Source organism: Psychrobacter sp. (genome assembly GCF_049295055.1).
Classification (GTDB): Bacteria; Pseudomonadota; Gammaproteobacteria; order Pseudomonadales; family Moraxellaceae; genus Psychrobacter.
This window is the reverse complement of the sequence record NZ_JBAQQF010000053.1, coordinates 91,513-117,938: the sequence shown is the minus strand read 5'-3', so window position 1 is coordinate 117,938 and position 26,426 is coordinate 91,513. Positions and strand designations below refer to the sequence as shown.

At 42.8% G+C, this 26,426-nt stretch carries 21 protein-coding genes; 9 read left to right on the top strand and 12 right to left on the bottom strand.

The window, feature by feature from the left end:
- Window positions 1–19: 19 nt before the first annotated feature.
- The 4 genes from WAZ74_RS08230 to WAZ74_RS08215 all read left to right on the top strand — a co-directional run bounded on the left by WAZ74_RS08230 (window position 20) and on the right by WAZ74_RS08215 (window position 2,796).
- Window positions 20–352 (top strand): low molecular weight protein tyrosine phosphatase family protein, encoded by a 333-nt coding sequence (locus WAZ74_RS08230; RefSeq protein WP_422307703.1) that lies wholly within the window; start codon window positions 20–22, stop codon window positions 350–352.
- Between the two features lie 195 nt (window positions 353–547).
- A complete protein-coding gene (metK, locus tag WAZ74_RS08225; protein ID WP_422307701.1) occupies window positions 548–1,714 on the top strand; it encodes a methionine adenosyltransferase in 1,167 nt (388 codons plus the stop codon).
- 104 nt (window positions 1,715–1,818) lie between these two features.
- Window positions 1,819–2,187 (top strand): DUF3144 domain-containing protein, encoded by a 369-nt coding sequence (locus WAZ74_RS08220; protein ID WP_422307699.1) that lies wholly within the window; start codon window positions 1,819–1,821, stop codon window positions 2,185–2,187.
- A 225-nt stretch (window positions 2,188–2,412) separates the two neighbouring features.
- Window positions 2,413–2,796, top strand: a complete 384-nt coding sequence (locus tag WAZ74_RS08215; RefSeq protein WP_422307697.1) for a hypothetical protein — start codon at window positions 2,413–2,415, stop codon at window positions 2,794–2,796.
- Window positions 2,797–2,912: 116 nt separating this feature from the next.
- Here the strand turns inward: WAZ74_RS08215 and WAZ74_RS08210 are convergent, their stop codons facing one another.
- The 8 genes from WAZ74_RS08210 to WAZ74_RS08175 all read right to left on the bottom strand — a co-directional run bounded on the left by WAZ74_RS08210 (window position 2,913) and on the right by WAZ74_RS08175 (window position 15,658).
- Window positions 2,913–4,568 (bottom strand): BCCT family transporter, encoded by a 1,656-nt coding sequence (locus WAZ74_RS08210; protein WP_422307695.1) that lies wholly within the window; start codon window positions 4,566–4,568, stop codon window positions 2,913–2,915.
- Window positions 4,569–4,773: 205 nt separating this feature from the next.
- Complete coding sequence (locus WAZ74_RS08205) at window positions 4,774–6,423, bottom strand: BCCT family transporter (protein WP_422307693.1); 1,650 nt, start codon at window positions 6,421–6,423, stop codon at window positions 4,774–4,776.
- A 249-nt stretch (window positions 6,424–6,672) separates the two neighbouring features.
- On the bottom strand, window positions 6,673–7,926 hold the full coding sequence (locus tag WAZ74_RS08200) for a PQQ-dependent sugar dehydrogenase (protein WP_422307691.1): 1,254 nt from the start codon (window positions 7,924–7,926) through the stop codon (window positions 6,673–6,675).
- A 170-nt stretch (window positions 7,927–8,096) separates the two neighbouring features.
- On the bottom strand, window positions 8,097–10,694 hold the full coding sequence (clpB, locus tag WAZ74_RS08195) for an ATP-dependent chaperone ClpB (protein WP_422307689.1): 2,598 nt from the start codon (window positions 10,692–10,694) through the stop codon (window positions 8,097–8,099).
- Between the two features lie 340 nt (window positions 10,695–11,034).
- Entirely contained in the window at window positions 11,035–11,613 is a 579-nt protein-coding gene (locus tag WAZ74_RS08190; protein WP_422307687.1) for a L,D-transpeptidase family protein, read from the bottom strand.
- Window positions 11,614–11,738: 125 nt separating this feature from the next.
- Window positions 11,739–12,527, bottom strand: coding sequence for an SDR family NAD(P)-dependent oxidoreductase (locus tag WAZ74_RS08185; protein ID WP_422307685.1), 789 nt, complete (start codon window positions 12,525–12,527; stop codon window positions 11,739–11,741).
- A gap of 88 nt (window positions 12,528–12,615) precedes the next feature.
- A complete protein-coding gene (locus tag WAZ74_RS08180) occupies window positions 12,616–14,322 on the bottom strand; it encodes an AMP-binding protein (protein WP_422307683.1) in 1,707 nt (568 codons plus the stop codon).
- Window positions 14,323–14,524: 202 nt separating this feature from the next.
- Window positions 14,525–15,658 carry a DNA topoisomerase IB gene (locus WAZ74_RS08175; protein WP_422307681.1) on the bottom strand — a complete coding sequence of 378 codons (1,134 nt, stop codon included), beginning with the start codon at window positions 15,656–15,658 and terminating at the stop codon, window positions 14,525–14,527.
- Window positions 15,659–15,831: 173 nt separating this feature from the next.
- Here WAZ74_RS08175 and WAZ74_RS08170 point away from each other — a divergent pair, with 173 nt between their 5' ends.
- Complete coding sequence (locus WAZ74_RS08170) at window positions 15,832–16,308, top strand: GNAT family N-acetyltransferase (RefSeq protein ID WP_422307679.1); 477 nt, start codon at window positions 15,832–15,834, stop codon at window positions 16,306–16,308.
- A 247-nt stretch (window positions 16,309–16,555) separates the two neighbouring features.
- Here the strand turns inward: WAZ74_RS08170 and WAZ74_RS08165 are convergent, their stop codons facing one another.
- The 4 genes from WAZ74_RS08165 to WAZ74_RS08150 all read right to left on the bottom strand — a co-directional run bounded on the left by WAZ74_RS08165 (window position 16,556) and on the right by WAZ74_RS08150 (window position 19,479).
- The gene (locus tag WAZ74_RS08165; RefSeq protein ID WP_422307677.1) at window positions 16,556–16,840 is read right to left on the bottom strand and encodes a pyrimidine/purine nucleoside phosphorylase; all 285 of its coding nucleotides are present in this window, start codon (window positions 16,838–16,840) and stop codon (window positions 16,556–16,558) included.
- 49 nt (window positions 16,841–16,889) lie between these two features.
- A protein-coding gene (prfB, locus tag WAZ74_RS08160) for a peptide chain release factor 2 (protein ID WP_422307675.1) occupies window positions 16,890–17,985 on the bottom strand; the annotation gives its coding sequence in 2 pieces (ribosomal slippage) (window positions 16,890–17,912 and window positions 17,914–17,985; 1,095 coding nt in all).
- 109 nt (window positions 17,986–18,094) lie between these two features.
- Window positions 18,095–18,805: an HAD family hydrolase gene (locus WAZ74_RS08155; RefSeq protein ID WP_422307818.1), complete on the bottom strand. Its 711-nt coding sequence runs from the start codon at window positions 18,803–18,805 to the stop codon at window positions 18,095–18,097.
- Between the two features lie 137 nt (window positions 18,806–18,942).
- Window positions 18,943–19,479 carry a gamma carbonic anhydrase family protein gene (locus tag WAZ74_RS08150; RefSeq protein ID WP_422307673.1) on the bottom strand — a complete coding sequence of 179 codons (537 nt, stop codon included), beginning with the start codon at window positions 19,477–19,479 and terminating at the stop codon, window positions 18,943–18,945.
- A gap of 174 nt (window positions 19,480–19,653) precedes the next feature.
- On the opposite strand from WAZ74_RS08150, the gene WAZ74_RS08145 reads away from it, so the two are divergent.
- The 4 genes from WAZ74_RS08145 (at window position 19,654) to greA (ending at window position 26,123) form a co-directional block, all read left to right on the top strand.
- Window positions 19,654–20,223 (top strand): phosphatase PAP2 family protein, encoded by a 570-nt coding sequence (locus WAZ74_RS08145; RefSeq protein ID WP_422307671.1) that lies wholly within the window; start codon window positions 19,654–19,656, stop codon window positions 20,221–20,223.
- Window positions 20,224–20,616: 393 nt separating this feature from the next.
- Window positions 20,617–21,849 (top strand): glutamine-hydrolyzing carbamoyl-phosphate synthase small subunit, encoded by a 1,233-nt coding sequence (carA, locus tag WAZ74_RS08140; protein ID WP_422307669.1) that lies wholly within the window; start codon window positions 20,617–20,619, stop codon window positions 21,847–21,849.
- Window positions 21,850–22,034: 185 nt separating this feature from the next.
- Window positions 22,035–25,289, top strand: a complete 3,255-nt coding sequence (gene carB / locus WAZ74_RS08135; protein WP_422307667.1) for a carbamoyl-phosphate synthase large subunit — start codon at window positions 22,035–22,037, stop codon at window positions 25,287–25,289.
- A 357-nt stretch (window positions 25,290–25,646) separates the two neighbouring features.
- The gene (greA, locus tag WAZ74_RS08130) at window positions 25,647–26,123 is read left to right on the top strand and encodes a transcription elongation factor GreA (RefSeq protein ID WP_422307665.1); all 477 of its coding nucleotides are present in this window, start codon (window positions 25,647–25,649) and stop codon (window positions 26,121–26,123) included.
- Window positions 26,124–26,426 lie beyond the last annotated feature (303 nt).

Sequence of the window (26,426 nt, the reverse complement as noted above, 5' to 3'; positions counted from 1 at the left end):
CTTTATAATGAAGGCTTTAATGAATTTATTGTTTGTTTGCAGCAAAAACCAATGGCGTAGTCCAACTGCTGAGAGAATTTACCAAGACCATCCTAATTTAAATGTTCGCTCTGCTGGTATTAGCCAATCAGCTCGTAAACTTATAAATTCGATAGATATTAATTGGTCAGACATCATATTTGTGATGGAAAATAAGCATAAAAGTTATATCACTGACCATTTCCGCGACCAACTTAATAATAAAAGACTGATTGTTCTAGATATTCCTGACGAATATCAATATATGGATGACGAATTAATTAAATGGTTAACAGAATCAGTAAATGCTTATTTACTTCAACATATGAGATAAAATCATAATACTCTTCAGTCTTTTTGTCCAGTTGCTACACAGTATCTCTTCATTAATATCAACAGCTAGAGTTTTACCTCAATTCACGTTAAAATGGCATAATTTTTTGATTCAATTTTATCTCCTATTTTTCTGTTAACATTTAATAATGACTGAGTTTATAGATTACAGTCCTTGCAACTAAGCGATCCTATTATGCGCGAATATAACTTATTTACCTCAGAATCTGTGAGCGAAGGTCATCCTGATAAAATGGCTGACCAAATCTCAGATGCTATCCTTGATGCTATTTTGCGTGAAGATATTCATGCGCGTGTGGCGTGTGAAACACTGGTCAAAACTGGCGCAGTCGTATTGGCCGGTGAAATAACCACAACCGCCAACATCGATTTTGAGCGTATTGTCCGTGATACCGTGAACGGTATTGGCTACCATCATTCAGACTTAGGCTTCGATGGCGAGACTTGCGCTGTGATTAATATGCTTGGCAAGCAATCTCCTGAGATTGCCCAAGGTGTCGATCGCAGTGACCCTGAAGAGCAAGGTGCAGGCGATCAAGGTTTGATGTTTGGCTATGCCAGTAATGAAACTGAAGTTCTCATGCCTGCTCCTATCGAATATGCGCATCGCTTGATGCAGCGTCAGTCTGAATTGCGCCGTGCAGGTGAGCTACCATGGTTACGTCCGGATGCCAAAGCACAAGTTACCCTTAAATATGACGGCAATAAACCCGTTGCTATTGATGCGGTGGTGCTATCGACCCAACATGATCCAAGTATCTCACAAGCAGATTTGCAAGAAGCGATAATGGAATCCATTATTAAGCAAGTATTGCCAGCGGATCTATTGCATGCTGGTACGCGCTATCATATTAATCCAACAGGCAAATTCGTCATTGGCGGCCCAGTCGGTGATGCCGGTCTTACTGGTCGTAAAATTATCGTTGATACTTATGGCGGCATGGCGCGTCATGGCGGCGGTGCATTTAGTGGTAAAGATCCTTCAAAAGTCGATCGCAGTGCAGCTTACGCGGTACGTTATGTCGCCAAAAATCTAGTTGCCGCCGGTATTGCCGATCGCTGTGAAGTCCAAATAAGCTATGCAATTGGCGTTGCTGAACCAACGTCTATTTCGATCAATACCTTTGGTACTAATAAAATCGGCAACGATGAGATCATTCGTTTAATCCGTAAACATTTCGACCTACGTCCGTATGGCATTACCCGTATGCTGAATTTATTACAGCCGATGTATCAGCAAACGGCTAGTTTTGGACACTTTGGTCGCCAAGGTTCTGAAACGGCCTTTACTTGGGAAAAAACAGACAAAGCTGACATTTTAAAAGCGGACGCTGGTCTATAAAATTTGTGCTTAAACGTTTTTTATCCTTAATTACTTATTATCTTATTCAGTCATTAGACTGCTGTGATAAATATAAATTCACCGACCATTATTAGGAGTCGCTTATGTCTCAAGACAACATGCCAAATAATACTCAAAATGACGAGATTGACGCCGCGCTTGAAATCACCCCTGAAATGCAGGCGTTTTATCAACGTGCCGATGCCATTATCGGTGTAGCAAACAGTCAATTGGGTTCTGATGCGCATTCAGGACAAGTAGGTGCTTCATTGCTTTATGCCGCTGCACGCTATAGCTCGTCTGTTGCTTCTATTGGCTTTGTAAAGGGTGATGATTTCGCCAAAGAAAAAGATGATATTGTTGAGTTTTACACCAAACAATATCGTCAAATGCTCAGCGACAACTTGACTGATTATGCCCAAAATTTCGATAAATATATCCAGCTTAATCAAGACGATAAGCCTGTTAAATAACACTACCGTATTTAGCAGAATACTCTAAAGTTGCGAATATTTTTATAGTATTAAAATTCAAACCCAAGCTTATTATTAAGCTTGGGTTTTTTATTGACGATCATTCAGTGGATGACTGCTGATAAATAAGCTACTATGAATTTAGATCCCTTTATGACTTATATGGTTAAAGCTGACTGTCAATAACAGGAAGTTATCGAGCGCTATTTATAAGGAAATATTATTATGAAGTATTTATCCAAATCTTGGTTTTCATCATTATCATGGCTGTCATCGCTATCATATTTATCATTATTAGGATTATCAGCAACCATGGCCTTAGCCGGCTGTAATAATATCCAAAGCATCGATGCGCCTGATACCTCCCCCATTCATACTATTGAATATGATAAGAACCAAAGTTATACGACCAATCAGGGCTCTAATAGCAACGCTTTTACCAAGTGTCCGCCGTACAATCCTGAGCAAACCATGTGCACTGCGCAATATGATCCTGTTTGTGTCACCGTAAAAACCAAATCAGGAGTAAGCTATCGCACTGCAGGCAATTCATGCTCAGCTTGTGGCACAACGGCAGCCGTCGGTTATGTAAAAGGGCAATGTTCCTAAGCTCATAACCTTAGTTAGACCTCCTTTATTATTGACAAGAGAACAGCCAACATAAAAAAAGCCCCAGCTTATGATAAAGTTGGGGCTTTTCTATTCAACGATAATCTACTGAATCATTATTCGGACGGTTTTTCAATATCAGGTGGACCCGTGAGTAAGTCTTCATCGCGGAACTCATTGGCTGAATTATGCTCGGCGGACTCTTCAGTGATAAACCATTGCTGATTGCGGTACAAAATCAAGCGATCTCGACTTAAGCCGCGCAGTAATGAATACAGCATAATCAGTATAACAACGGCAAAGGGGAAGCCTGAGACAATGGAAGCCGCTTGTAAAGCGCCTAATCCACCTGCTGCCAATAATACCGCAGCGATAACACCTTCAGTACCTGCCCAAAATAAACGCTGAATCTTTGGTGGATTGGCATCACCACCTGAAGTCAGCATATCAATCACAAAGCTGGCTGAATCTGATGACGTCACAAACCACAGCACAATCATCACAATAATCAGTAAGGTTGCCGCTTCTGCAAAGGGGTAAAACTCCATCAGTTTAAAGATAGCACTACCATAATCAACCTTTACTGCTTCGACAAGACCGGGGCTTGCTAGACTAGGATCAGCCGCAGCCATCAACTCCATATGCACCGCCGAGCCACCAAACGCTGTGAACCATAGAAATAGAATTGTAATGGGAATAAGCAGTACACCCAATATAAACTCGCGAATAGTACGACCACGAGAAATACGCGCGATAAATACCCCAACGAATGGCGACCAACTAATCCACCATGCCCAATAGAAAATCGTCCAAGACGACTGCCAGTTTTCTTTGCCAGCATACGATTCCGTCCAAAGACCCAATGGAATCACTTGATGTATATAGTTACCGATGTTTTCTACAAAACTATTTATAATAAACTGGGTCGGCCCTAAAATAATCACAAAGCTTAGCAGTACAATGGTCAGGAAAATATTGATATCGCTTAAGCGCTTGATACCTTTGTCCAAGCCCATCATCAGTGACAGACCGGCAAGCATAGTGATAAAAGCTATCAAAATAATCTGTACGGTAATGTTATTAGGAATGCCAAATAAGGTTTCAAGGCCAGAGTTAATTTGCAATACGCCAAGACCCAAAGTCGTTACTACCCCAAACATCGTACCGAATACCGCTAAAGTATCAACCGTATGACCCCATGGACCATAGATTTTTTTACCAATCAAAGGATATAACGTCGATCGAATCGCCAATGGCAAACCGCGGCGATAGTGAAAGTAGGCCAATGACAGCGCAACCATGCCATAGATGGCCCATACATGCAGGCCATAATGTAAGAACGAGATATTCATCGCTTGCTTGGCAGCGGCAATCGTCTCAGGCTCACCTAGTGGCGGTGCCATAAAATGCTGTAGCGGTTCAGCAGTACCCCAGTAGAGTAAACCAATACCGATACCGGCTGAAAACAACATACCAATCCAAGAAATCAAATTGTATTCAGGCTTTTCTGTCTGGTATCCAAGCCTGATATCACCATATTTACTAAATATTAAATATATACTCATTACTAAGGCTAGATTGACGACGACAATAAAGAACCAGCCAAAGCGTACAGAAATAAATGCCTTTGCTTGGCCAAATACTTCATTTGCAAGTTCATTAAAGAAAGCACCGAAAATAATAAACGCGACAATTAAAATTGCCGAGGATAAAAATACTGGCTTACTAACGCGAGGAAAAGGCCCCAATCGGCCAACTTTTACATGATCCATTTAGTCATCTCAATTTTTTAAGGTGCCCACCTTAACAAGATAGATAGTAACTATCAAATTTGTTTGGACACCTTCCAGTTTTAAAAACGAAAAAATCCTAAGATAATAGTGCCTCTTAGGATTTTTTATTACTGTAACTTTAACCTTTCACTTTAGTATTAATTGTACTAATACTAACGCTGACGGCTGATTAGAAAGTCGATTATTAATCTCCTTCTATAATCTTAGGAGGCCCTTTTAGTAAGTGCTCATCAACAAACTCATTGGCCGAATTATGATCTGCCGATTCTTCAGTGATAAAATACTGCTGAGCTCGATATAGAATCAAGCGATCTCGGCTAAGCCCACGCAGCAGCGCATACATAATAACAAAGATGACTAGCGCGAATGGCAGGCCAGCAATGATAGCAGCAGCTTGTAGGGCAGATAAGCCACCAGCTGCCAGTAATATTGCTGCAATCACCCCTTGGGTTGTCGCCCAAAATAAGCGCTGAATCCGCGGTGGGTTGGTATCACCACCAGCAGTCAACATATCAATGACGAGACTGGCTGAATCCGATGAGGTGACAAACCACAGCATAATCATAACCACAATCATTAAGGTAATCGGCTTGGCAAACGGATAGTATTCAATTAATTTAAAAATAGCACTACCAGTATCGGCTTGCACCGCTTCAATAAGCCCAGGACTGACTATACTAGGATCAGCTCCCGCTAATAATTCCATATTGATAGCAACACCGCCAAAAGTAGTGAACCAAAAAAACAAAATCATCATGGGTATAAGCAATACCCCAAGGGTAAATTCTCTAATAGTACGGCCACGACTGATACGGGCAATAAATATGCCCACGAATGGCGACCAGCTCACCCACCATGCCCAATAGAATATCGTCCAAGCACTTTGCCAATCTGTACCACTATAAGACTCACCCCACGTCCCTAAAGTCGCTAGCGCCGAAACATAATTGCCGATATTTTCTATATAACTGTCGAAAATAAATAGAGTTGGTCCCAGTGCGACCATAAATATCAGCATCAACAGAGTCAGGGCAATATTGATTTCACTTAGGCGCTTAACCCCTTTATTCAGTCCCATCATCACTGACAAGGCGGCCATTGCGGTAACAAAAGCAATTAGAATAAACTGGACGGTTATATTATTGGGAATACCAAATAAACTGGTTAGACCAGAGTTGATTTGCATGACGCCTAGACCCAGTGAGGTGACCACCCCAAACATGGTGCCAAATACCGCTAAAATATCAACGGTATGTCCCCATGGGCCATAAATCTTTTTACCCAATAGTGGATATAGGGTTGAGCGAATCGATAACGGTAGCCCGCGACGAAAATGAAAATAAGCTAAGGCCAAAGCAACGATGGTATATAACGCCCAAGCGTGCAGCCCCCAATGCAAGAATGACAGATTCATCGCTTGTTTGGCGGCGGCTATAGTTTCAGCTTCCCCCAGCGGTGGTGCCATAAAATGATACAAGGGTTCTGCGGTGCCCCAATACAGTAGCCCGATGCCGATACCAGCAGAGAACAACATCCCAATCCATGAGAATAAGCTATATTGCGGGGTCTCAGTTTGCGCACCCAAGCGAATGTCACCGTAGCGGCTCATGGCCAGATAAATACAAAGTAAGAGCGCCACATTGACTAGAATAATAAACATCCAACCAAATTTGTGGGTAATAAAGTTTTGTAAAAAGCTAAAAAGCACACCCGCAGTTTCGGTAAAGAAAGTCCCAAAAATGATAAATCCGACGATTAATACCATTGATACAATGAACACAGGTTTACTCACCCGTGGAAAAGGGCCCAGTCGGCCTACTTTTACTTCGTTCATACTTTAATCTCGTGATTTAAGGGTAGCCACCTTAACAAAATAACCATTATTTATCAATTTTTTACAAAATAAAACTTGAAAAAAATAACCGATTTATTTTCAACACTTTATATTAAATTTTCAATTAAATAATAACTTATATTAAACAATAACGCCTAAAAAACCCCACATTTACTCAAGCAAATGCGCGGTTTAGTTACTGGATAATTGCTCAGAATAAATATCTGAATAAATGTATAAATACCCTGTTTAATTGGGGAGCAATCGCAGCAGCTTAGCCTCAGCACCATCTTCTAATAACCATACTTGCCCATCGACACTCAGTACACTACGAATTCGCTCTCCCATATCATAGCGATAACGCTCAGAAGCCGCATTATTTTCATCAAAATCAACAACTATCAGCGCTTCGGATGATAAACCACTGATAAGGGCGTTTCCTTGCCACGCCGGAAAATCATTATATTTACCAGAGGAATAAATACTTATTGATGAAGGCGATATCACTGGTGTCCACGTAATGACGGGCGCTGCAAATTCGGGGCGGGTATCGTGGTCGGGAATATCAACACCGGAATAGTTGCGACCATTTGATACGATTGGCCAACCATAATTTTTACCTTTTTCAATGAGATTGAACTCATCACCACCGCGTGGACCCATTTCATGCGCCCATAATTGCCTTTTAGTATCAAATGCCATACCCAGTACATTACGATGTCCTATGCTCCAAAACTGAGCAGCGATGTCATTGTTATCATCTGCAAAAGGGTTATCCGTTGGTAGCGAACCATCGAGATTTAATCTAATTATTTTGCCCAAATTACCACTCATATCTTGCGCTGGGGTTTTTTCTTGGCGCTCGCCTGAGCTAATATATAAATACTGCCCATCAGGAGAGAATAGCAAGCGGTGACTATAATGCCCTTGTCCGTCAATTTTTGGATTCTGCTGCCAAATAGGAGTAATCGCTTGCAAACTTGGCGCGTTGCTATCTAACCCTGATAGTTTAGCTTTGATAACTTTTGCCCCAAATTTATTGCTATCATCTCCTTTGCCTGCTTCAATATAGCTAAGGTAGATGTTCTTTGAGGTGGCGAAATCTGGTGCAATGACAATATCACCGAGACCGCCCTGCCCGCCGTAAGCGACTTTTGGTATACCAGTCACTACTGTCTTAGTACCGGTCGTCGTATCAACTATGAATAACTCGCCTGTTTTCTGGGTGACAAGTAATTTGGGTAGCTCATTATTAACGGTAGGTAAAGCAGTCATTGCCCAAGGTTCATTGAAGATTGTCACCGCTTTAGTAGTAAAGGCAGGTTTATCAGCCTCTACTTGCGTATCAGTGGCAGGATTTTCTGCTTCTTTGTATTGAGCAAGATCGTCATTGGTATTGACTGCGGAAGGATTAGAACAAGCAGAGGCGCTAAACAGCAGCGTAGTTATGAGGATAGGTAAGGCCAAAGACACATGGATGCTCTTAGTTTGTATAATTGTCATTTTATTATCTCCATTAATTTTGCAGTCATATTATTAGAGCTTAGGCTATTTATAACACAGTAAAAACATTCAGGCAGTAAAACAATCATTGCGCATAAAAAAACCCCTTACTTATTTATTGCAAGTAAGGGGTTCAATATAACGTTTAAAACGATAGCTAGAGTTTACTATTAGCTCATTCTAAGCTTATTAAAGGTCAGCTTATCATCAGCACCGACATCGACTTTGATGATATCACCAGCGACAAAGTCACCTGCTAGCAGTTTCAATGATAATGGGTTTTCAATCTCTTGCTGGATAGCACGTTTTAGTGGACGCGCACCGTATACAGGATCGTAACCAACTGCCACTAGCTTGTTCATAGCATCCGCTGATAACTCGATGTCTAACTCTCGCTCATGTAAACGCTGACGCAAGCGATCCAACTGAATCGCAGCAATACCTGACATCTGCGACAGACCAAGTGGATGAAAGACCACAATCTCATCGATACGGTTTACAAACTCTGGACGGAAATGCTGTCCAACTGCTTCCATCACCTCCGCTTTGATGTCTTCATAGCTCTCACCAACCATTTCTTGGATTTTGTGCGAACCCAAGTTACTGGTCATAATAATGACGGTGTTTTTAAAGTCAACGACGCGACCTTGTGAATCCGTTAAGCGACCATCGTCCAATACCTGTAGCAAGATATTAAACACATCAGGATGCGCTTTTTCGACTTCATCAAACAAAATCACACTATAAGGCTTACGGCGTACCGCTTCCGTCAAAGCGCCACCCTCTTCATAACCGACATAGCCTGGAGGCGCGCCGACCAAACGACTGACACTGTGTTTCTCCATATACTCGCTCATATCGATACGAACAATCGCATCTTCACTATCAAATAAGAAGTTCGCTAGTGACTTAGTCAGCTCAGTCTTACCAACACCCGTAGGTCCTAAGAACAAGAACGAACCTGATGGACGATTCGGATCAGACAAGCCAGCACGACTACGACGCACGGCATTAGCTACCGCTTCGACTGCCTCATCTTGACCAATGACGCGCTCATGGAGTTTTTCTTCCATTGCCAACATCTTGTCACGCTCGCCTTGCATCATTTTATTAACCGGAATACCTGTTGCTGCGGCAACGACTTCGGCAATCTCATGATCGGTGACTTTATTGCGCAGCAATTTTACAATGATTGGCTCGCCCGTTTGCTCTTTTTGCTCAGCCGAATCAATATCAGCAATTTGTTTTTCAAGTTCAGGTATGACACCGTATTGTAATCGAGACATCTCTGCATAATCGCCATCACGCGTGGCTTTCTCTAACTGAATACGGGCTTTATCCAAGTTTTCTTTATGCTGTTTACTGCCTTCGACTAACGCCTTTTCAGCCTGCCAAATCTCATTAAGATCTGCATACTCTTTCTCTAGCTCTTCGATCTGAGCATCTAATATTTTAAGCTCTGCTTGCGCGCCCGCATCTTCTTCATTTTTGAGCACTTCACGCTGCATTTTTAGCTGAATACGGCGGCTATCGAGCTTACCCAATGCTTCAGGTTTGCTGTCCATCTCCATACGCAGACGACTCGCGGCTTCATCAATTAAATCAATCGCTTTATCCGGTAGCTTGCGATCGGTGATATAACGGTGGCTCATACGAGCAGCGGCAATAATTGCGCTATCTTGAATAACAACGCCATGATGCAGCTCATAACGGTCTTTTAGACCACGCAATATCGCAATAGTGTCTTCGACCGTTGGTTCATCAACCAGCACTTTTTGGAAACGACGCTCAAGTGCGGCATCCTTTTCGATATATTGGCGATATTCATCGAGAGTCGTCGCACCGACGCAATGTAACTCGCCTCGTGCTAGCGCAGGCTTTAACATATTACCTGCATCCATCGCGCCATCCGCTTTACCGGCACCGACTAGTGTATGCAATTCATCGATAAATAGAATGACATTGCCTTCTTGCTTTGATAAGTCGCTAAGTACTGCTTTGAGGCGCTCTTCAAACTCACCACGGAACTTCGCACCTGCTATCAGTGAGCCTAAATCTAGAGACAATACTTCTTTATGACGCAAACCTTCTGGCACATCGCCATTGATGATTTTTTGCGCTAACCCTTCGACAATAGCCGTCTTACCAACACCCGGCTCACCGATAAGTACCGGGTTATTCTTGGTACGGCGTGACAATACTTGAATGGTACGGCGAATCTCTTCATCACGACCAATCACCGGATCAAGCTTACCTAGCTCTGCTTGCTCCGTTAAGTTAATCGTATATTTATTCAGTGCATCACGCTGATCTTCGGCGTTTTGATTGTTTACAGTATCATCACCGCGCAATTGCTCAATCACCGCTTTTAATTTACTTGCCGTCACGCCAGCTTTTTCAAATATCTTTTTGGTGTCGCCTTGTTCAGCGAGTGCCAGTATCACCCATTCAGTCGCGATAAAATCATCGCCTTCTTTTTGCGCTTGGCGGTCTGCCAAGTTCAAAATCTTGACCGAATTCGGATTGAGATTAACGTCGCCTGTCGGCTCCGAAATCGTTGCTTGATTGTCCAATGCTTTTGCCACGCCGTTCTTTAGCGCTGGAATAGAAGCACCGGCTTGCTGACAGATAGATAAGTTAGCCTCGTCTTGTAATAAGACCGCGAGCAAATGTACTGGATCTATCCCCGTATGGTCACGCCCTAGTGCCAAACTTTGTGCTTCTTGAATAGCAGATTGCAGTTTTTGGGTAAATTTCTCAAATCTCATATTGGTATCCTTTTATAATTAGTATTAATATCTATATCTGGCAGCCCTTTATCAAATAGCGCTTACCGTCAACTGTTATATATATGTGGTATGTCGTGGAAAATTTCAACTGACCAATACGATAAACCTTACTAATAACAATGATATTAGTCGTTATGGATTAATGACTGAAACGAAAGGAGTTTTTAAGAACAAAGATGAGAAATAAAAGGAAGATGAATGCCTGTATAATTTAAAATACGATAATTACAAGCACGACAATTAAAAGCACAACAACTAAAGGCGTGATAATTAACAGTACGGTTAAAAAAGTGGATTAATAGACAACAAGCCAACTGCCTTACTCGATGATTTCAATAGCAATACCAACCTTAACCGCCGCCATGATTTCATCTATTTCATCATTGGTAACTGCGATACAGCCTTCCGTCCAGTCCAGCTTCTGAGTAATTGAAGCCAGTGCACCAAAGCCATTCTTCTGTCCATGAATCATAATATCACCGCCAGGACTGACGCCCAGTTTTTTAGCAAATGCCTTATCAGCTGCATTTGGATAACTGACATGGATAGAGCGATAAAATTTAGATTTCTCATTTTTATAATCTAAATTATAACTGCCTACTGGTGTGCGACTATCACCTTGTTTCTGCTTATGGCCTGTCGGATTACCACCTAACGCAACATGATAAGTTTTAATAACTTTGTTATCACTTAATAACTGCAGAATACGCTTGGACTTATCGACAAACACTTTATCAATAATGACATTCTTAGGAATGGCGTCTGTATTGTTCAAGCTGTTCTTAGTAGAAGCCATAGCAGCACTGGCACTGCTGCTTATAATCGCTACTATAGCAAGCACGACAGCCGCTAGTAACCCACGAGTATTTTTATAAGTCGTTAAATAAAAAAATGACATGGTTTTTGCTTCTTATAATGAATAGATAAAATTATTACCTATAAGATAGCAAAAAACCATGCCACGTATTGTGCAAGTTATATGAATAGCGCGTAAAGCTTCGCTATTAAATGTCCAACACCCTATTACACCATACGAATCGCACCGTCTAAGCGAATCACTTCTCCATTTAGATAACTATTGTCAATAATATGTAGTACCAGTTTGGCAAACTCACTCGGTTCGCCCAGACGCTTAGGATAAGGCACTGCCATTTCTAACTGCTCACGAGCCTTATCAGGGATAGTATCCATCATTGGGGTAGCAAATACGCCTGGTGCAATAGCCATCACACGAATACCATGACGTGTCAGCTCACGAGCCAGCGGTAATGTCAGACCGACCACACCCGCTTTTGACGATGCATAGCTTGCTTGCCCGACTTGCCCATCAAAGGCGGCAATAGAGGCCGTATTAATAATGATACCTTGATCGACATTCTTCTTTGTATTACCACTGTCTTTTGCCGCAGCAACTCGGCGCGCAATACTAGCCGCAACTAAACGCGCCACGTTAAAAGAACCGACAAGATTGATAGTAACGCCGCGGCTAAAGGCATCGAGATCTGCTGGATTATTGTCGCGGTCTAAGAGTTTTTGTACCACAGCGATACCAGCACAGTTGATCGAACCCTTTAAGCCACCAAATGCTTGTTCCGCTAAATCAACAGCCGCTTGTACTTCTTCGCCACTGGTCACATCACAACGGATAAAACGGGCGCTATCTCCCAACTCATCAACTAAAGCTTGCCCAGCCGATTCATTCAAATCAGCGATGACCACCTTGCCACCTTGAGCGATGATAGCGCGCACGACTGCTTCACCTAACCCTGATGCGCCACCGGTTACCAAAAAGCTTTTGTCTTCAATATGCATAATTTAATCCTAATGTATTATTTTATAATAGGTTAACTGGCTAATTATTCTTAAATTCTCAGCGTAAAATATTGTCTACAACACATATTTATCCAGCAGATAAACTGCGCAGCAAAAAGCGCTGAATTTTGCCACTTGGCGTCTTTGGTAATGCTGCAACAAACTCAACTTCACGGGGATAAGCATGAGTAGATAAACGCTCACGTACTAAGTCTTTGATTTGCTGAGCCAGCTCATCGGTTCCTTCGATACCATCTTTTAACACTACAAAAGACTTAATCGTATGACCGCGCACTTCGTCTGGCACGCCAACTGCCGCTGACTCTGCAACCGCTTCATGCTCAAGCACCGTATTTTCAACATCAGTCGGTCCTACTCGATAGCCTGCGGTAGTAATAATGTCATCATCACGCCCTGAAAACCAATAACTGCCGTCAGTGTGACGCTCGACTACATCGCCTGTTAGATAGTAATCTTCAAAAAAGGCATCTTTCTCATTCCAGCTATAGCCGCGGAAATAAAACGCTGGTGATTGACTGACCACCACTGCCAATTGTCCTTGCTCACCATCAGGTAACACTTGCATGTCATCATCTAAGACCACCAGTGTATGACCAGGTAGCGCCATACCCATTGAGCCAACAGGACGTTTATGTTCCAATGCATGGTGCTCACAGCAAGTCATGCCGGTTTCTGTCTGTCCGTACTGGTCGAAAACCTTACAGTTAAGATAGGTTTCTACCCAACTAACCACTTCAGTATTTAAGGTCTCACCTGCTGAATTGGCACAGCGCAGCGATAATTTAGCCTCGGCATTAACATTAGCATCATCGTGAGCACTTTCAAACACACCGCTTGATTTCATCATACGAAATGCCGTCGGTGAGGACGCCAAATTACTAATCTTATGGCGTACCATAAAGTCGCGCGTATTTTGTGCATCGAAGCCCGCTTCATTAAAATACGTTGTGACCCCTAATAATAAAGGTCCTGTAATCGCATAGTACAGACCGTATGCCCAACCTGGATCTGCCATATTCCAGTAGTTATCGTCTTCGCGTAAATCAATCGCGTAACGCATGTATAGATAGAACGAAGATAAGGCAGCAAGTGGTACGCTGACCCCTTTTGATTTACCAACCGTACCCGAGGTAAACATCTGTAAAAACGGTGCATCCGTACTCAAAATAACAGCGTCTACCGTTTGCGGCTGCTTCGATATCTTTTCAGCATAGTTATCATCACCCCAGCTTTGCGCATCTACCTTACTACCAACCAACACCATTTTGGTTTGCTTAGCCAAGTCGTCAAACTTGCCACGATTTTCTTGATTGGTAAAAACAACCTTGGTATTAGCCTTATCCATCCGATACTTAATAGAGTCATAACCAAAGGCGGTGAATAGCGGTTGATAGACTGCACCAATCCGCCAAGTGGCTAATACAATCGTGAGTAGCTCAGGGGTACGCGGTAGCATAGTCGCCACTTGGTCGCCCGCTTGCACGCCATAAGACTGTAATAAATTGGCAACTTGTGCACTTGCTTTATCCAGCTCACCGAAACTCATACGGGTAATCTTGCCAGCGGTATCTTCATGCACCAGTGCGATATTATCACCGCGACCATCACGTACATGACGACCACAGCAGGCCACATAAGCATTGAGGCGGTCGTCTAAATGCTCGCCAAATATTTCTGTCAATAAGGTATCCATATCAAAATTATGATAATAATCGTTATAACTTTTTATGGTATCGACAGTATTTACTGTGGTTTCTATAGATGAGGTATTCATAAGCTAATCCTTTAGCAATCGAGAATCACTGAAAAAACCAGAGATTTAGAAATAATAATAAAAACTGTAAAACAGTCATATTCTATTAACCGTTTAAATATTTTAAATGGCATACGCTCTATTAGTAACGTATTTTTATAATTATTTCAATACATAACGTATCATTCTTATAATTTGCTAAAGATATTTACTTAATAAAGGTTTACTGTAAAGTACTTAAAAATCCAAGCAATGCCTTCTCTTCACAGCTTTGATATTGCTTAGTACGTCCACGGCGTGCTTGTTTATAAGGCTCAAAAAACTGCCCTGCTAAAAACTGCTCAATGACAATAGGGTTAATATAAGAAGCCCGGCAGACGGTAGGCGTATTGCCCAGCTCATCAGCAACACTTTTCACCATATCAGTTACCAGTTGCTGGCGCTCTTTACTATCAGGTGCACTGGCTAAAATTAGTTTGCCAGACTTGGTTTGCAGCTCATCATAAAGGTAGCTTGCTGCCAACACACTTGCCATCCAAGTACGAAAGTCTTTTGCACTGTATAAATTGCCGCTATAGCTTTCACTGTTACACTTATTACCACAGGTATGCGCTCGCAGATAGTCATTGATATCAGCACTATCCACCACTTGTTTATCACCTTGTTCATCTAAGTATTTAAAAATCTGATAGCCTGGCAGCTCAGAACAGGCTTGGATAATGTCAATTAAACGCTCATCTTGTAACTCAATATGATGGGTCTTAGCACTTTTACCGACAAAGTCAAAAGCCAGTCCATTGTCAGTTTCGCTCACATGCTTGCTGCGTAAGGTACTCAAACCATAGCTTTTATTGAGCTTAGCATAGCGGCTATTACCGATACGGATTAAGGTAGTCTCAAGCAATTTGACCACTGCTGCCAACACATTATCACGCGATAGTGGCGGCGCTTCTAAATCTTTCTCAACTTGCGCGCGCAACGCTGGTAACGCCTCTGCAAACCCAATCATGGCATTAAATTTAGCCTGATCTCGAACGCGATCCCACTCTGCATGATATAAATACTGCTTACGCGCTTTATCATCCCGCCCTGTCGATTGTAGATGCCCTTTGTCATCATGGCATATCCACACTTCTGACCACATCGGCGGTATCACCAAGGCATCAAAGCGCTGGCGCAGAGCCTTGTCTTTGACAGTCTTGCCAGTAACGTCTCGATAACTAAAGCCGCGCCCCCAACGTCTGCGCCCATAACCAGGCTCATCGTCATTGGCATAACGCAAATTCGCTAGGCTCGCTAAGTGCTCATAATCATGGCGTATATCTTGCGTATTGGTTGGTTGATTTGACTTCGCCATAAAAAATACTCATTTGATAATATCGTTGTTTTAGCATAATCAACTGCCATTATCATTGCTGTGTACTTGCCATGGACAATGTGTAATCCTGTGTAAAATAAAACCGATAAAAGGCTTGTGGATTTTAGTCGCTAAGGCATAATTTAAGATAATTTACTGGAGACACCACTAATATGACAAATCCCACTCTTACAAACTCAACCAATCGCTCTTTAAAAATAGCGCCATTATCTAAAGACAATTACGAGCTTTGGCTCGACTTATGGCAAAGCTATCTTAGATTTTATGAGAGCAGCTTGCCGTTAGAAACGACGAATGTAACGTGGCACAATGTGCTCGATAGCAGTATGCCTATTTATGGATTTGGTGCTTGGCAAAATGACGTATTAGTAGGCATCACTCATGTAGTGCTACATCCCAATACTTGGAATACCACTGAATGCTGCTATTTAGAGGACTTGTATGTAAATGAATCGGTACGTGGGCAAGGCGTAGGACGGGCATTGATTGAGCATGTCTATGCGTTTGCGCGCCAGCAGAACTGCAACCGTGTTTATTGGACGACCCAAGAAGACAATACAGCCGCACGCCGCCTTTATGACACGCTAGCGACCAAGACAGATATGATTCAATATAGGAAGAGTTTATAATGTAAGGGCACTCTATAGTGAGCTCAATGTAAAAACGATACAACGGAACTAGGATGAATTTTTTGCAGCCTCTGTCGGCGTAGGCATAGTAAGCCAGAAAAACTCATCCTAGTCTCACGTTATAAAATAATGTATCTGTTTTATTGGATATCGGCTATATATCAAACCAAAATTCAATAGCCATAAAAAAACGCCAAGCGCTAAACCCTTGGCGTTAATTGTTTGACGACTGTTTTATCTTAAAAAGCTATTTACCATAAACACATAAATAAGCCGTTTCCACTGCAACTTTTACTTGAAATTTCTGGTTGGCGTCAATAGTAAACTGCTCGCCAGCATTAAACGTTTGCCATTCGTCGCTCTCTGGTAATTTAACGGTTAATGCACCGCTAACCACGCTCATCGTTTCAAATTCGCTAGTGCCAAACTCGTACTCACCAATCTCCATTACTCCAACAGTGGCAGGGAGAGTGCTCGTCTGAAAGGCAATAGAAGTGACTTTATCATCAAAATAGTTATTAACACTTGGCATAATTTTTCCTAAGTAGCTTTTGTTTAATTTTAAAAAACGATATCAATAGTTAAAGACCCGCTTTTAGACTCGCTTCAATAAATTGATCGAGGTCGCCATCGAGTACTGCACCGGTATTAAAAGTTTCAACGCCAGTACGTAAATCCTTAATACGTGAGTCGTCGAGTACATAAGAGCGAATTTGACTACCCCAACCAACGTCAGACTTACCATCTTCGACCGCTTGTTGTGACTCCATCCGCTTTTGCATCTCAAGCTCATAAAGCTTGGCACGTAGCATTTTCATTGCCGTTGCTTTGTTACCATGCTGGCTGCGCTCGTTTTGACAAGTTACCACCACACCAGTCGGTTCGTGGGTGATACGTACCGCAGAATCGGTAGTGTTTACGTGCTGACCACCTGCGCCAGATGAGCGATAAGTATCAATGCGCAAATCTGCCGGATTGATATCAATCTCGATATTATCATCAATCTCAGGTGACACAAATACTGCTGCAAATGAAGTATGACGACCATTATTACTATCAAACGGTGATTTACGTACTAGGCGATGAACACCAATTTCGGTACGTAGCCAACCAAAAGCATAATCGCCTTTAATCTCAATCGTTGCTGACTTGATACCCGCCACACCACCAGCAGATACTTCGATAACGTCTACTTTAAAACCGTGCGTTTCTGCCCAGCGCGTGTACATACGCAGTAGCATCTCCGCCCAATCTTGCGCTTCGGTGCCGCCACTGCCCGACTGAATATCCAAGTAGCAATTATTGGGGTCCATCTCACCGCTAAACATCCGGCGGAACTCTAAATCGGCAACGCGCTTTTCAGCATCATCTAATTCAGCTTGTACATCGGCAAGTAATGACTCGTCATCTTCATCCACTGCAAGCTCCAGCATCGCAGCCGCATCTTCCAAAGTGGTTTCAAGCGACACCACGACATCAATCACCCCATCAAGCTGACTTTTTTCTTTATTAATCTTAGTCGCGCGTTCTGGATCATTCCATAGCTCAGGGTTTTCTAGTTCCAAATTGACTTCTTCTAAGCGTTCTTGCTTGCCATCGAAGTCAAAGATACCTCCGCAAGTCCTGCCCACGCTCAGATAAGTCTTTAATTCTTTCTTGATACGGATTGATTTCCATAAGGGTTCCTATATATTTTAGACGATTATTCTTAAAAAATAACGGTGGCGCTATTTTAAATGAGATTCAGAGGAAATGTTTGGCTAATTTTAGCCGCTGCGTACGTCCTCTAAATTGACCAGTCTTCTACTGCCCAACGATGCGACAACGCATGAGCATGTAGCGCATCGTCCGGTGACACACAAATAGCCACATCCGCCCACTCGAGTAGCGGTATGTCATTTTTGGAATCAGAATAGGCATAAGTCTTGTCAAAATGAATGCCAGCCAATTGCTGCTTGCCAATCCATTTATCCAAGTGATAAATCTTACCTTCTTTAAAGTTTGGCTTGTCCGTTAATTTACCGGTATAACGCTCATTTTTTATTTCGAGCGGCGTTGAGAGCACATTACCATCTTCAATCCCAAAGCGTTTTGCAATCGCAGATACCACAAAATCATTGGTCGCCGAAATAATAACTACATCGTGACCTGCTTCGACATGCTGACAAAGGACTTCCATCGCTTTTGGGCGGATATGCGGCTCGATTTCACTTTTAATATAATCTTCTCGCAGCTCATGTAATCTATCCATCGGTAAGCTGCTTAAAAACTGTGCCACAAATTCGTTATATTCCGTCGCATCAAGGGTGCCTTCGATATAGTCGTTATAAAACTTCTGGTTGGCGGTACGATATTCAGCTTCATCAACCAGATTATGCTTGACGATATATTCGCCCCATAAATAGTCACTATCGACATCGAGTAAGGTATGGTCTAAATCAAAGAGCGCTAATGTGCGTAAGGTGCGTGGCTCACTTTTTGGGTTAGCAGATGGCATGTCGTTATTGGTAGCGTTCATAGTATCGATAGCAGGCGTGCTCATAGAAGAATACTCGTTAATAATAGATGAAGTGTGATAAGGCTAATTACCGTTAATGCTAGTTACTGTTCATATTAATCATTGTTAAAACCCATTTACTCTGGTTGCTCAATCTCTCTAAGACCGGTTTTAAACTTCTGACAACGCTCCGCATAATGTATTGCTGACAACTTCAACATCGATGCTTGCTCATCCGTTAAGGTTTTGACTACCTTTGCAGGGGCACCCACAACCAGAGAATTATCCGGAATGATTTTGCCTTCAGTGACTAAGGCTTTGGCACCAATAATACAGTTTTTGCCGATTTTGGCGTTATTCAATATCACTGCACCGATACCGATTAAGCTATTGTCACCGACTTCGCAGCCATGCAGCATCGCTAAATGACCAATAGTGACATGATTGCCAATTTTTACCTCAATACCGGCATCGGTATGAATCACGCTATTTTCTTGTACATTACTATAGTCGCCGATATGAATACGCTCATTGTCACCACGAATCACTGCGCCAAACCAAACGCTTGCCTGATGACCCAAATACACATCGCCTATCACGCGTGCTGAGTCTGCCACCCAACCGTTAAAGGGAACGGCAAACTCAGGTACTTTGTCTAAATATTGATAAATCATAATCTATCCTTGATGGGTTTTATTCAGTTGTTATTATTCATAAACGTCGTTGGCACGGATGTCGGCTATAAAACTGACCTATAAATAGGTGAGCGCGTCATGTGACAGCAAGCATTTGTAGTGTAATGCCATTTTCCTCTATCCGCTCTACCAAACCTTTTTAGGATTGCCGCAATGATCAGCAAAAACGCTTCCGCTATCATTTTATTACCCAGTAGTTTTTTATTATCGAGCAGTTTGCTTATCGCTATCCCAGCCCATGCCAGTAGTAGCGATAATATCGACAAGGCAGGCGACATTTTATCTTTCGCCATACCAGCAGTTGCTTACGGTAGCACTTATTATATGGATGATAAAGAGGGACGAGAGCAATTTTATTATTCATTTGCAACCAATGTTGCAGCCACTTATGCGCTAAAATCGGTGATTGATAAAGAGCGACCAGATGGCAGCGACGATGATTCTTATCCATCGGGTCATACTTCAAGAGCGTTCCAAGGCGCTAGCTTTATTCATAAGCGCTATGGGCTAAAATATAGTATTCCCGCCTATGTTGGCGCAGGTTTTGTCGCCTATAGCCGTGTCGAAGCCGATGAGCACGATGCTATTGATGTATTAGCGGGCGCTGCCCTAGGTATGGCGAGCAGTATGTATCTAACCAAAAGCTATCAAGACGACCAGCTACATATCGCTACCAACTTATCGCCAGATTATTATGGCTTATCGGTACATTATAATTTTTAATTGATAAGCTTTATTGCTCATAGTTGTTTTTTTACCTATAACAGCTTATTATTTATTGAGTATGATTGGTAATATTTGGGAAGCACTTAAGCGTTATCTTAATATTATTCACCATACTTATCCTTAAGGTGCTAGCCCTTAACGCAAAACTCTAGTATAATGCGCAAAATCTGTGCCAAAGCGAGCGGACATGATGTAAGTTACTTATTCACCCTTAGTGAATCCTGTACCTTTTCATCTATGATGTCTTCTCGCTTTTTTGTGGGAAAATTTTGGCGCTGTCTCTTTTATTATGGTTATTTAGCCGCAGTTAAATAGCAATAATCAAAAAAGCAGCGCTTTATTTTAACCAAAAAACAGCACAGCACTTACCAATAACAGCGGAGGCAACCCTTGAATTCATCGACAGAAATACAAGCAATTTTGGCACTAGCAGATGGTACGATTTTTCGTGGTATTAGTATCGGTAGTCAAGGTCATCGTGTCGGTGAGGTGGTTTTTAATACAGCCATGACAGGGTATCAAGAAATCCTGACCGACCCAAGCTACGCGCGTCAGCTAGTGACCCTCACCTATCCGCACATCGGCAATACCGGCACCAACGCTGAAGATGTCGAGTCTGGTAATGGTCACCAAATCTGGGCAGACGGTCTTATCATCCGTGATGCCACCATGGTTACTTCAAACTTCCGCAATTCACAATCACTGAGCGATTATCTACAGAGCCACGATACCGTCGCCATTGCTGACATCGACACCCGCCAACTGACGCGCTTATTACGTGATAAAGGCGCTCAGAACGGCTGTATCATGACTGCCTCTGACGGTGAAACGATTAGCCGCGACGACGAGCAACAAGCGATTAAATTGGCGCAAGAATTCGCTGGTATTGAAGGTATGGACTTGGCAAAAGAATGCTGTACGCCAAGCAGCTTTGAATGGACAGCAGGTAGCTGGGATTTATCAGACACCCTACTCAACCGCGACATAGCGGGTAGCCATGAAAGCGGTACGGGCGGTTTCTTTAAGCATTTGGGCATGCATGTTGAAGCAAAGTACAATGTTGTCGCCTATGACTTCGGTAGTAAAACCAATATCCTACGCATGCTCGTTGACCGTGGTTGTCATGTGACTGTCGTGCCAGCGCAAACGCCTATCGCAGACGTGCTAGCAATGAATCCGGACGGCATCTTCTTATCAAATGGTCCTGGCGACCCTGCTGCGTGTGATTATGCCATTGATGCCGTACGTCATATCATTGAAGAAACCAATATTCCAACCTTTGGTATTTGCTTAGGTCATCAGCTGATTGGTCTTGCTAGCGGCGCAAAAACCATCAAAATGAAAACCGGTCATCATGGTGCTAATCATCCGGTACAAGATTTAGCCACGGGTACAGTCATGATTACCAGTCAAAATCATGGTTTCGCGGTTGATGAAGACACTTTGCCAGACAACGTCAAATCTACCCATCGCTCTTTGTTCGATGGCACTAATCAAGGTATCGAGCTGACCAATAAGCCCGTCTTTAGCTTCCAAGGTCATCCAGAAGCCAGCCCTGGTCCACATGATGCCGCGCCACTGTTTGATAAGTTTGCAGATATGATGGCAGCAGCTAAGGCTTAATTTATTAATCATAAACCATTATTAATAATTAGACATTCGTTATAAAGCTTGAATCACTAACGGTGGTTTAAGCTGACCCACGCAAAATACGATAGTATTTATTCAGATATAGCATTTATTCAGATATAGCATTTAATAAAATATAAATTCAATAAAATATCACCCAAACGAAGGTAGCCCTAATTATGCCAAAACGTACCGACATAAAAAGTATTCTTATCATTGGCGCAGGCCCTATCGTCATCGGGCAAGCGTGCGAGTTTGACTATTCAGGCGCACAGGCGTGTAAAGCGCTAAAAGAAGAAGGCTACCGCGTCATCTTGGTTAACTCTAACCCTGCAACCATTATGACCGACCCTGCCATGGCAGATGCCACTTATATCGAACCGATTACTTGGCAGACGGTTGAGCAAATCATTGCCAAAGAACGTCCTGATGCCATCTTGCCAACGATGGGCGGACAAACCGCTCTAAACTGTGCCTTAGAACTAGACAAGCATGGCGTATTGACCAAGTATAACTGCGAATTGATTGGCGCGACCAAAGATTCTATTGAAATGGCAGAAGACCGCAACTTATTTGATAAAGCAATGAAGCGTATCGGTCTTGAATGTCCGCGCGCTGAAACCGCTGAAACGATGGAAGAAGCATTTATCACCCAAGAAAAAATGGGCTATCCATGTATCATTCGTCCGTCATTTACCATGGGCGGTTCAGGTGGCGGTATCGCGTATAACCGCGATGAATTTATCGAGATTTGCGAGCGCGGCTTTGACTTATCACCCAACCATCAACTACTTATCGATGAGTCATTGATTGGTTGGAAAGAATACGAGATGGAAGTGGTTCGTGACAAAAACGACAACTGCATTATCATCTGCGCGATTGAAAACTTTGACCCAATGGGCGTACATACCGGTGACTCTATCACCGTTGCGCCAGCACAAACGCTGACAGACAAAGAATACCAAATCATGCGTAATGCCTCATTGGCAGTATTACGTGAGATTGGTGTTGAAACAGGCGGATCAAACGTCCAGTTCGGTATCAACCCTGATACTGGTCGTATGGTCGTCATCGAGATGAACCCACGCGTCTCACGTTCTTCAGCGCTTGCTTCAAAAGCGACTGGCTTCCCAATTGCTAAAATCGCTGCCAAGTTAGCCGTTGGTTACACGCTAGATGAATTACAAAATGACATTACCGGTGGTAAAACACCAGCCAGCTTCGAGCCTGCGCTTGATTATGTCGTTACTAAAATACCTCGTTTTAACTTTGAAAAATTCCCACAAGCCGATAATGTTTTATCAACGCAAATGAAGTCGGTTGGTGAAGTCATGGCTATCGGTCGTAACTTCCAAGAGTCGATGCAAAAAGCATTACGCGGCATGGAAACAGGTAATGATGGTTTTGACGAGCAAATTGACTTATCAAAAGTAAGCATTGAAAAAGCACGCAGCGATATTACCAATCGCTTGACCATTCCAACGCCTGAGCGCATCTATTATATTGCCGATGCTTTCCGTATTGGCATGAGCGTCGATGAGGTATTTAATTTAACCAAAATCGACCCATGGTTCTTGGTACAAATTGAAGATATCGTGAAAACTGAAGCGACCGTTAAAGCCTTAGGCTTCGGTGGCTTAACTGAAAAGAACTTGCGTGGCTTTAAACGTAAAGGTTTGTCAGATTTGCGTTTAGCCAAACTGCTTGGTGTCTCACAAAAGCAGCTACGCACTAAGCGTTGGGACCTAAATGTTTATCCAGTCTATAAGCGCGTCGATACTTGTGCCGCAGAATTTGCTACTAGCACCGCTTATATGTACTCAACATACGATAGCGAATGTGAAGCCAATCCAACGAATAACAAGAAAATCATGGTTATCGGTGGCGGTCCTAACCGTATCGGTCAAGGTATCGAGTTTGACTATTGCTGTGTACATGCTGCACTCGCCATGCGCGAAGACGGCTATGAGACCATCATGGTCAACTGTAACCCTGAAACGGTTTCAACCGATTATGACACCTCTGATCGTCTCTACTTTGAGCCAATCACGCTTGAAGACGTGTTAGAGATTGTCCGTATCGAAAATCCTGATGGCGTCATTGTTCAGTTCGGTGGACAAACGCCATTGAAACTAGCCCGTGCTCTTGAAGCCGCTGGCGTCAAAATCATTGGTACGAGCCCTGATGCGATTGACCGCGCTGAAGATCGCGAACGCTTCCAGCATATGATTCATCAGTTGAATCTTATTCAACCAACCAATGCCTTGGCGACCAGCTTAGAAGACGGTTTGGTCAAAGCTAAAGACGTTGGTTATCCGTTAGTGGTACGTCCATCGTATGTACTCGGTGGTCGCGCGATGGAAATTGTCTATAACGAAGATGAGCTCAGACATTACCTACGTACCGCCGTACAAGCATCAAACGAAGCGCCAGTATTATTAGATCGCTTCTTAGACGATGCCATCGAAGTCGATGTCGACTGTGTTAGCGACGGTACGGATGTGGTAATTGGCGGTATCATGCAGCATATCGAACAGGCTGGTGTTCACTCTGGTGACTCAGCCTGTTCATTGCCGCCATACTCGCTATCAGAAGAATTGTGTGATGTCATGCGCGCACAAACTGTCGCCATGGCAAAAGAGCTGGGCGTTATCGGTTTGATGAACGTTCAGTTTGCGGTAAAAGGTGAAACAGTTTACATCTTAGAAGTGAACCCACGTGCTGCGCGTACCATACCTTTCGTATCTAAATGTATTGGTATCTCATTAGCACAAATCGCGGCTCGCTGTATGGCTGGCACGTCGCTAAAAGACCAAGGCTTTACTACTGAAATCGTACCGTCGTTTTTTGCCGTTAAAGAAGCGGTTTTCCCGTTTGCCAAATTCCCGGGTGTTGACCCAATCTTGAGCCCTGAGATGAAATCAACCGGCGAAGTCATGGGCGTTGGCAAAACCTTTGGCGAAGCCTTCTATAAAGCCGTCATCGGTAGTAATGAGCGTCTGCCCGGTCTACCAACTGAAGGCGAGACCAAAACCGTCTTTATCTCTGTACGTGATAGCGATAAAGAACAAGTTGCGCCTATCGCCCGTCAGCTAATCGACTTCGGCTTTAACATTGTCGCGACCACTGGCACCCAAAAAGTACTGGCGGAAAACGGCATCGAATGTAAGCAAATTAATAAAGTTACCGAAGGTCGCCCGCACATCGTTGATGCCTTGAAAAATGGCAAAATCGATATGATTATTAACACGACCGAAGGCAAGCAGGCACAAGAGGATTCATTCTCTATCCGCCGTAGCGCGCTACAAGGTAAAGTATTCTACGTCACCACTTTAGGCGCGGCAGATGCTGTTTGTAAATCTTATGCGATTGACTTGCCATTTGAGGTTTATAAACTACAAGATTTACATGAACAAGCAAAGTCTATTGTCTAGCTCTATTGACTTGCCTGAAGAATTTCAGTAAATTAAGCATAACCGATAGGCTTGCCTAAAAGCTTATTCAAGCATTGCTCATTGTTTAAGATGACAACAATGCTTGAAAAACAACATCTTTATAATGATAGACCTAAAAAGCATAGTGGCTAAACTGCGACTATGCTTTTTATTACGTAAGCTTAAGTGCACCTATTATTGAATTGCGGTGAAATAACTTCATAAATAATAGCCAACTTAATTATTACGCAGTCTTAACCATTACTCTTTTTATATTTTATACCCATTGCAACAACACTGACACCATCTCACTATTCACTAGGAGATGGTGTGGTGTTATTGGTTTAAGGAAAAAACATGCAACGTTATCCCATGACTCCGCAAGGACATGCCGCTTTAGAAGCGGAATTAAAGCAGTTAAAAAGTATTGACCGTCCACGCATCACTGCTTCTATTGCTGAAGCACGCGAACACGGCGATTTAAAAGAAAACGCTGAATATCATGCTGCTCGTGAACAGCAAGGATTTTGTGAAGCGCGTATCCGTGATATCGAAGCCAAGCTTGGCGGTGCCCAAGTGATCGATCCTGCGACTTTACCAAAAGACGGTCGTGTGATATTCGGCGTGAGCGTCGTTATTGAAAACATGGCCACTGAAGAAGAAAAACAATACAAAATCGTTGGCGATGATGAAGCGGACTTTAAAGCCGGTAAAATCTCTGTGAACTCGCCGATTGCTCGTGGTCTTATCGGTAAATCTGAAGGCGATGAAGCACGTATTGAAACGCCTAAAGGCGTGGTCGAATACGAAATCATGAAAGTCATTTATGATTAATCTAATAAGCTTTTACTAGTGAGTCGAATAGTGATTTTCTTAAAAGTCAGATAAAGTAAAGCACATAAAGAGTCGTCGTTTATATGACAGCAGTTACACAACGCTGCTATTTTACTCAATTCGTTTTAGCGCATAATTGTTGAGTTGAAATGACTGGGCGAGTGCTTAGCTATTCATTAAAATAATGACGGATAAATCGGTAATTTTATAGTTTGATAGCATGCTTTGATAGATAGCTGATATTGCTTGGCTGTTTATTATCAGTTCAGTACTATTGCCCTCGTTATTTGACCTGCTTTGTAG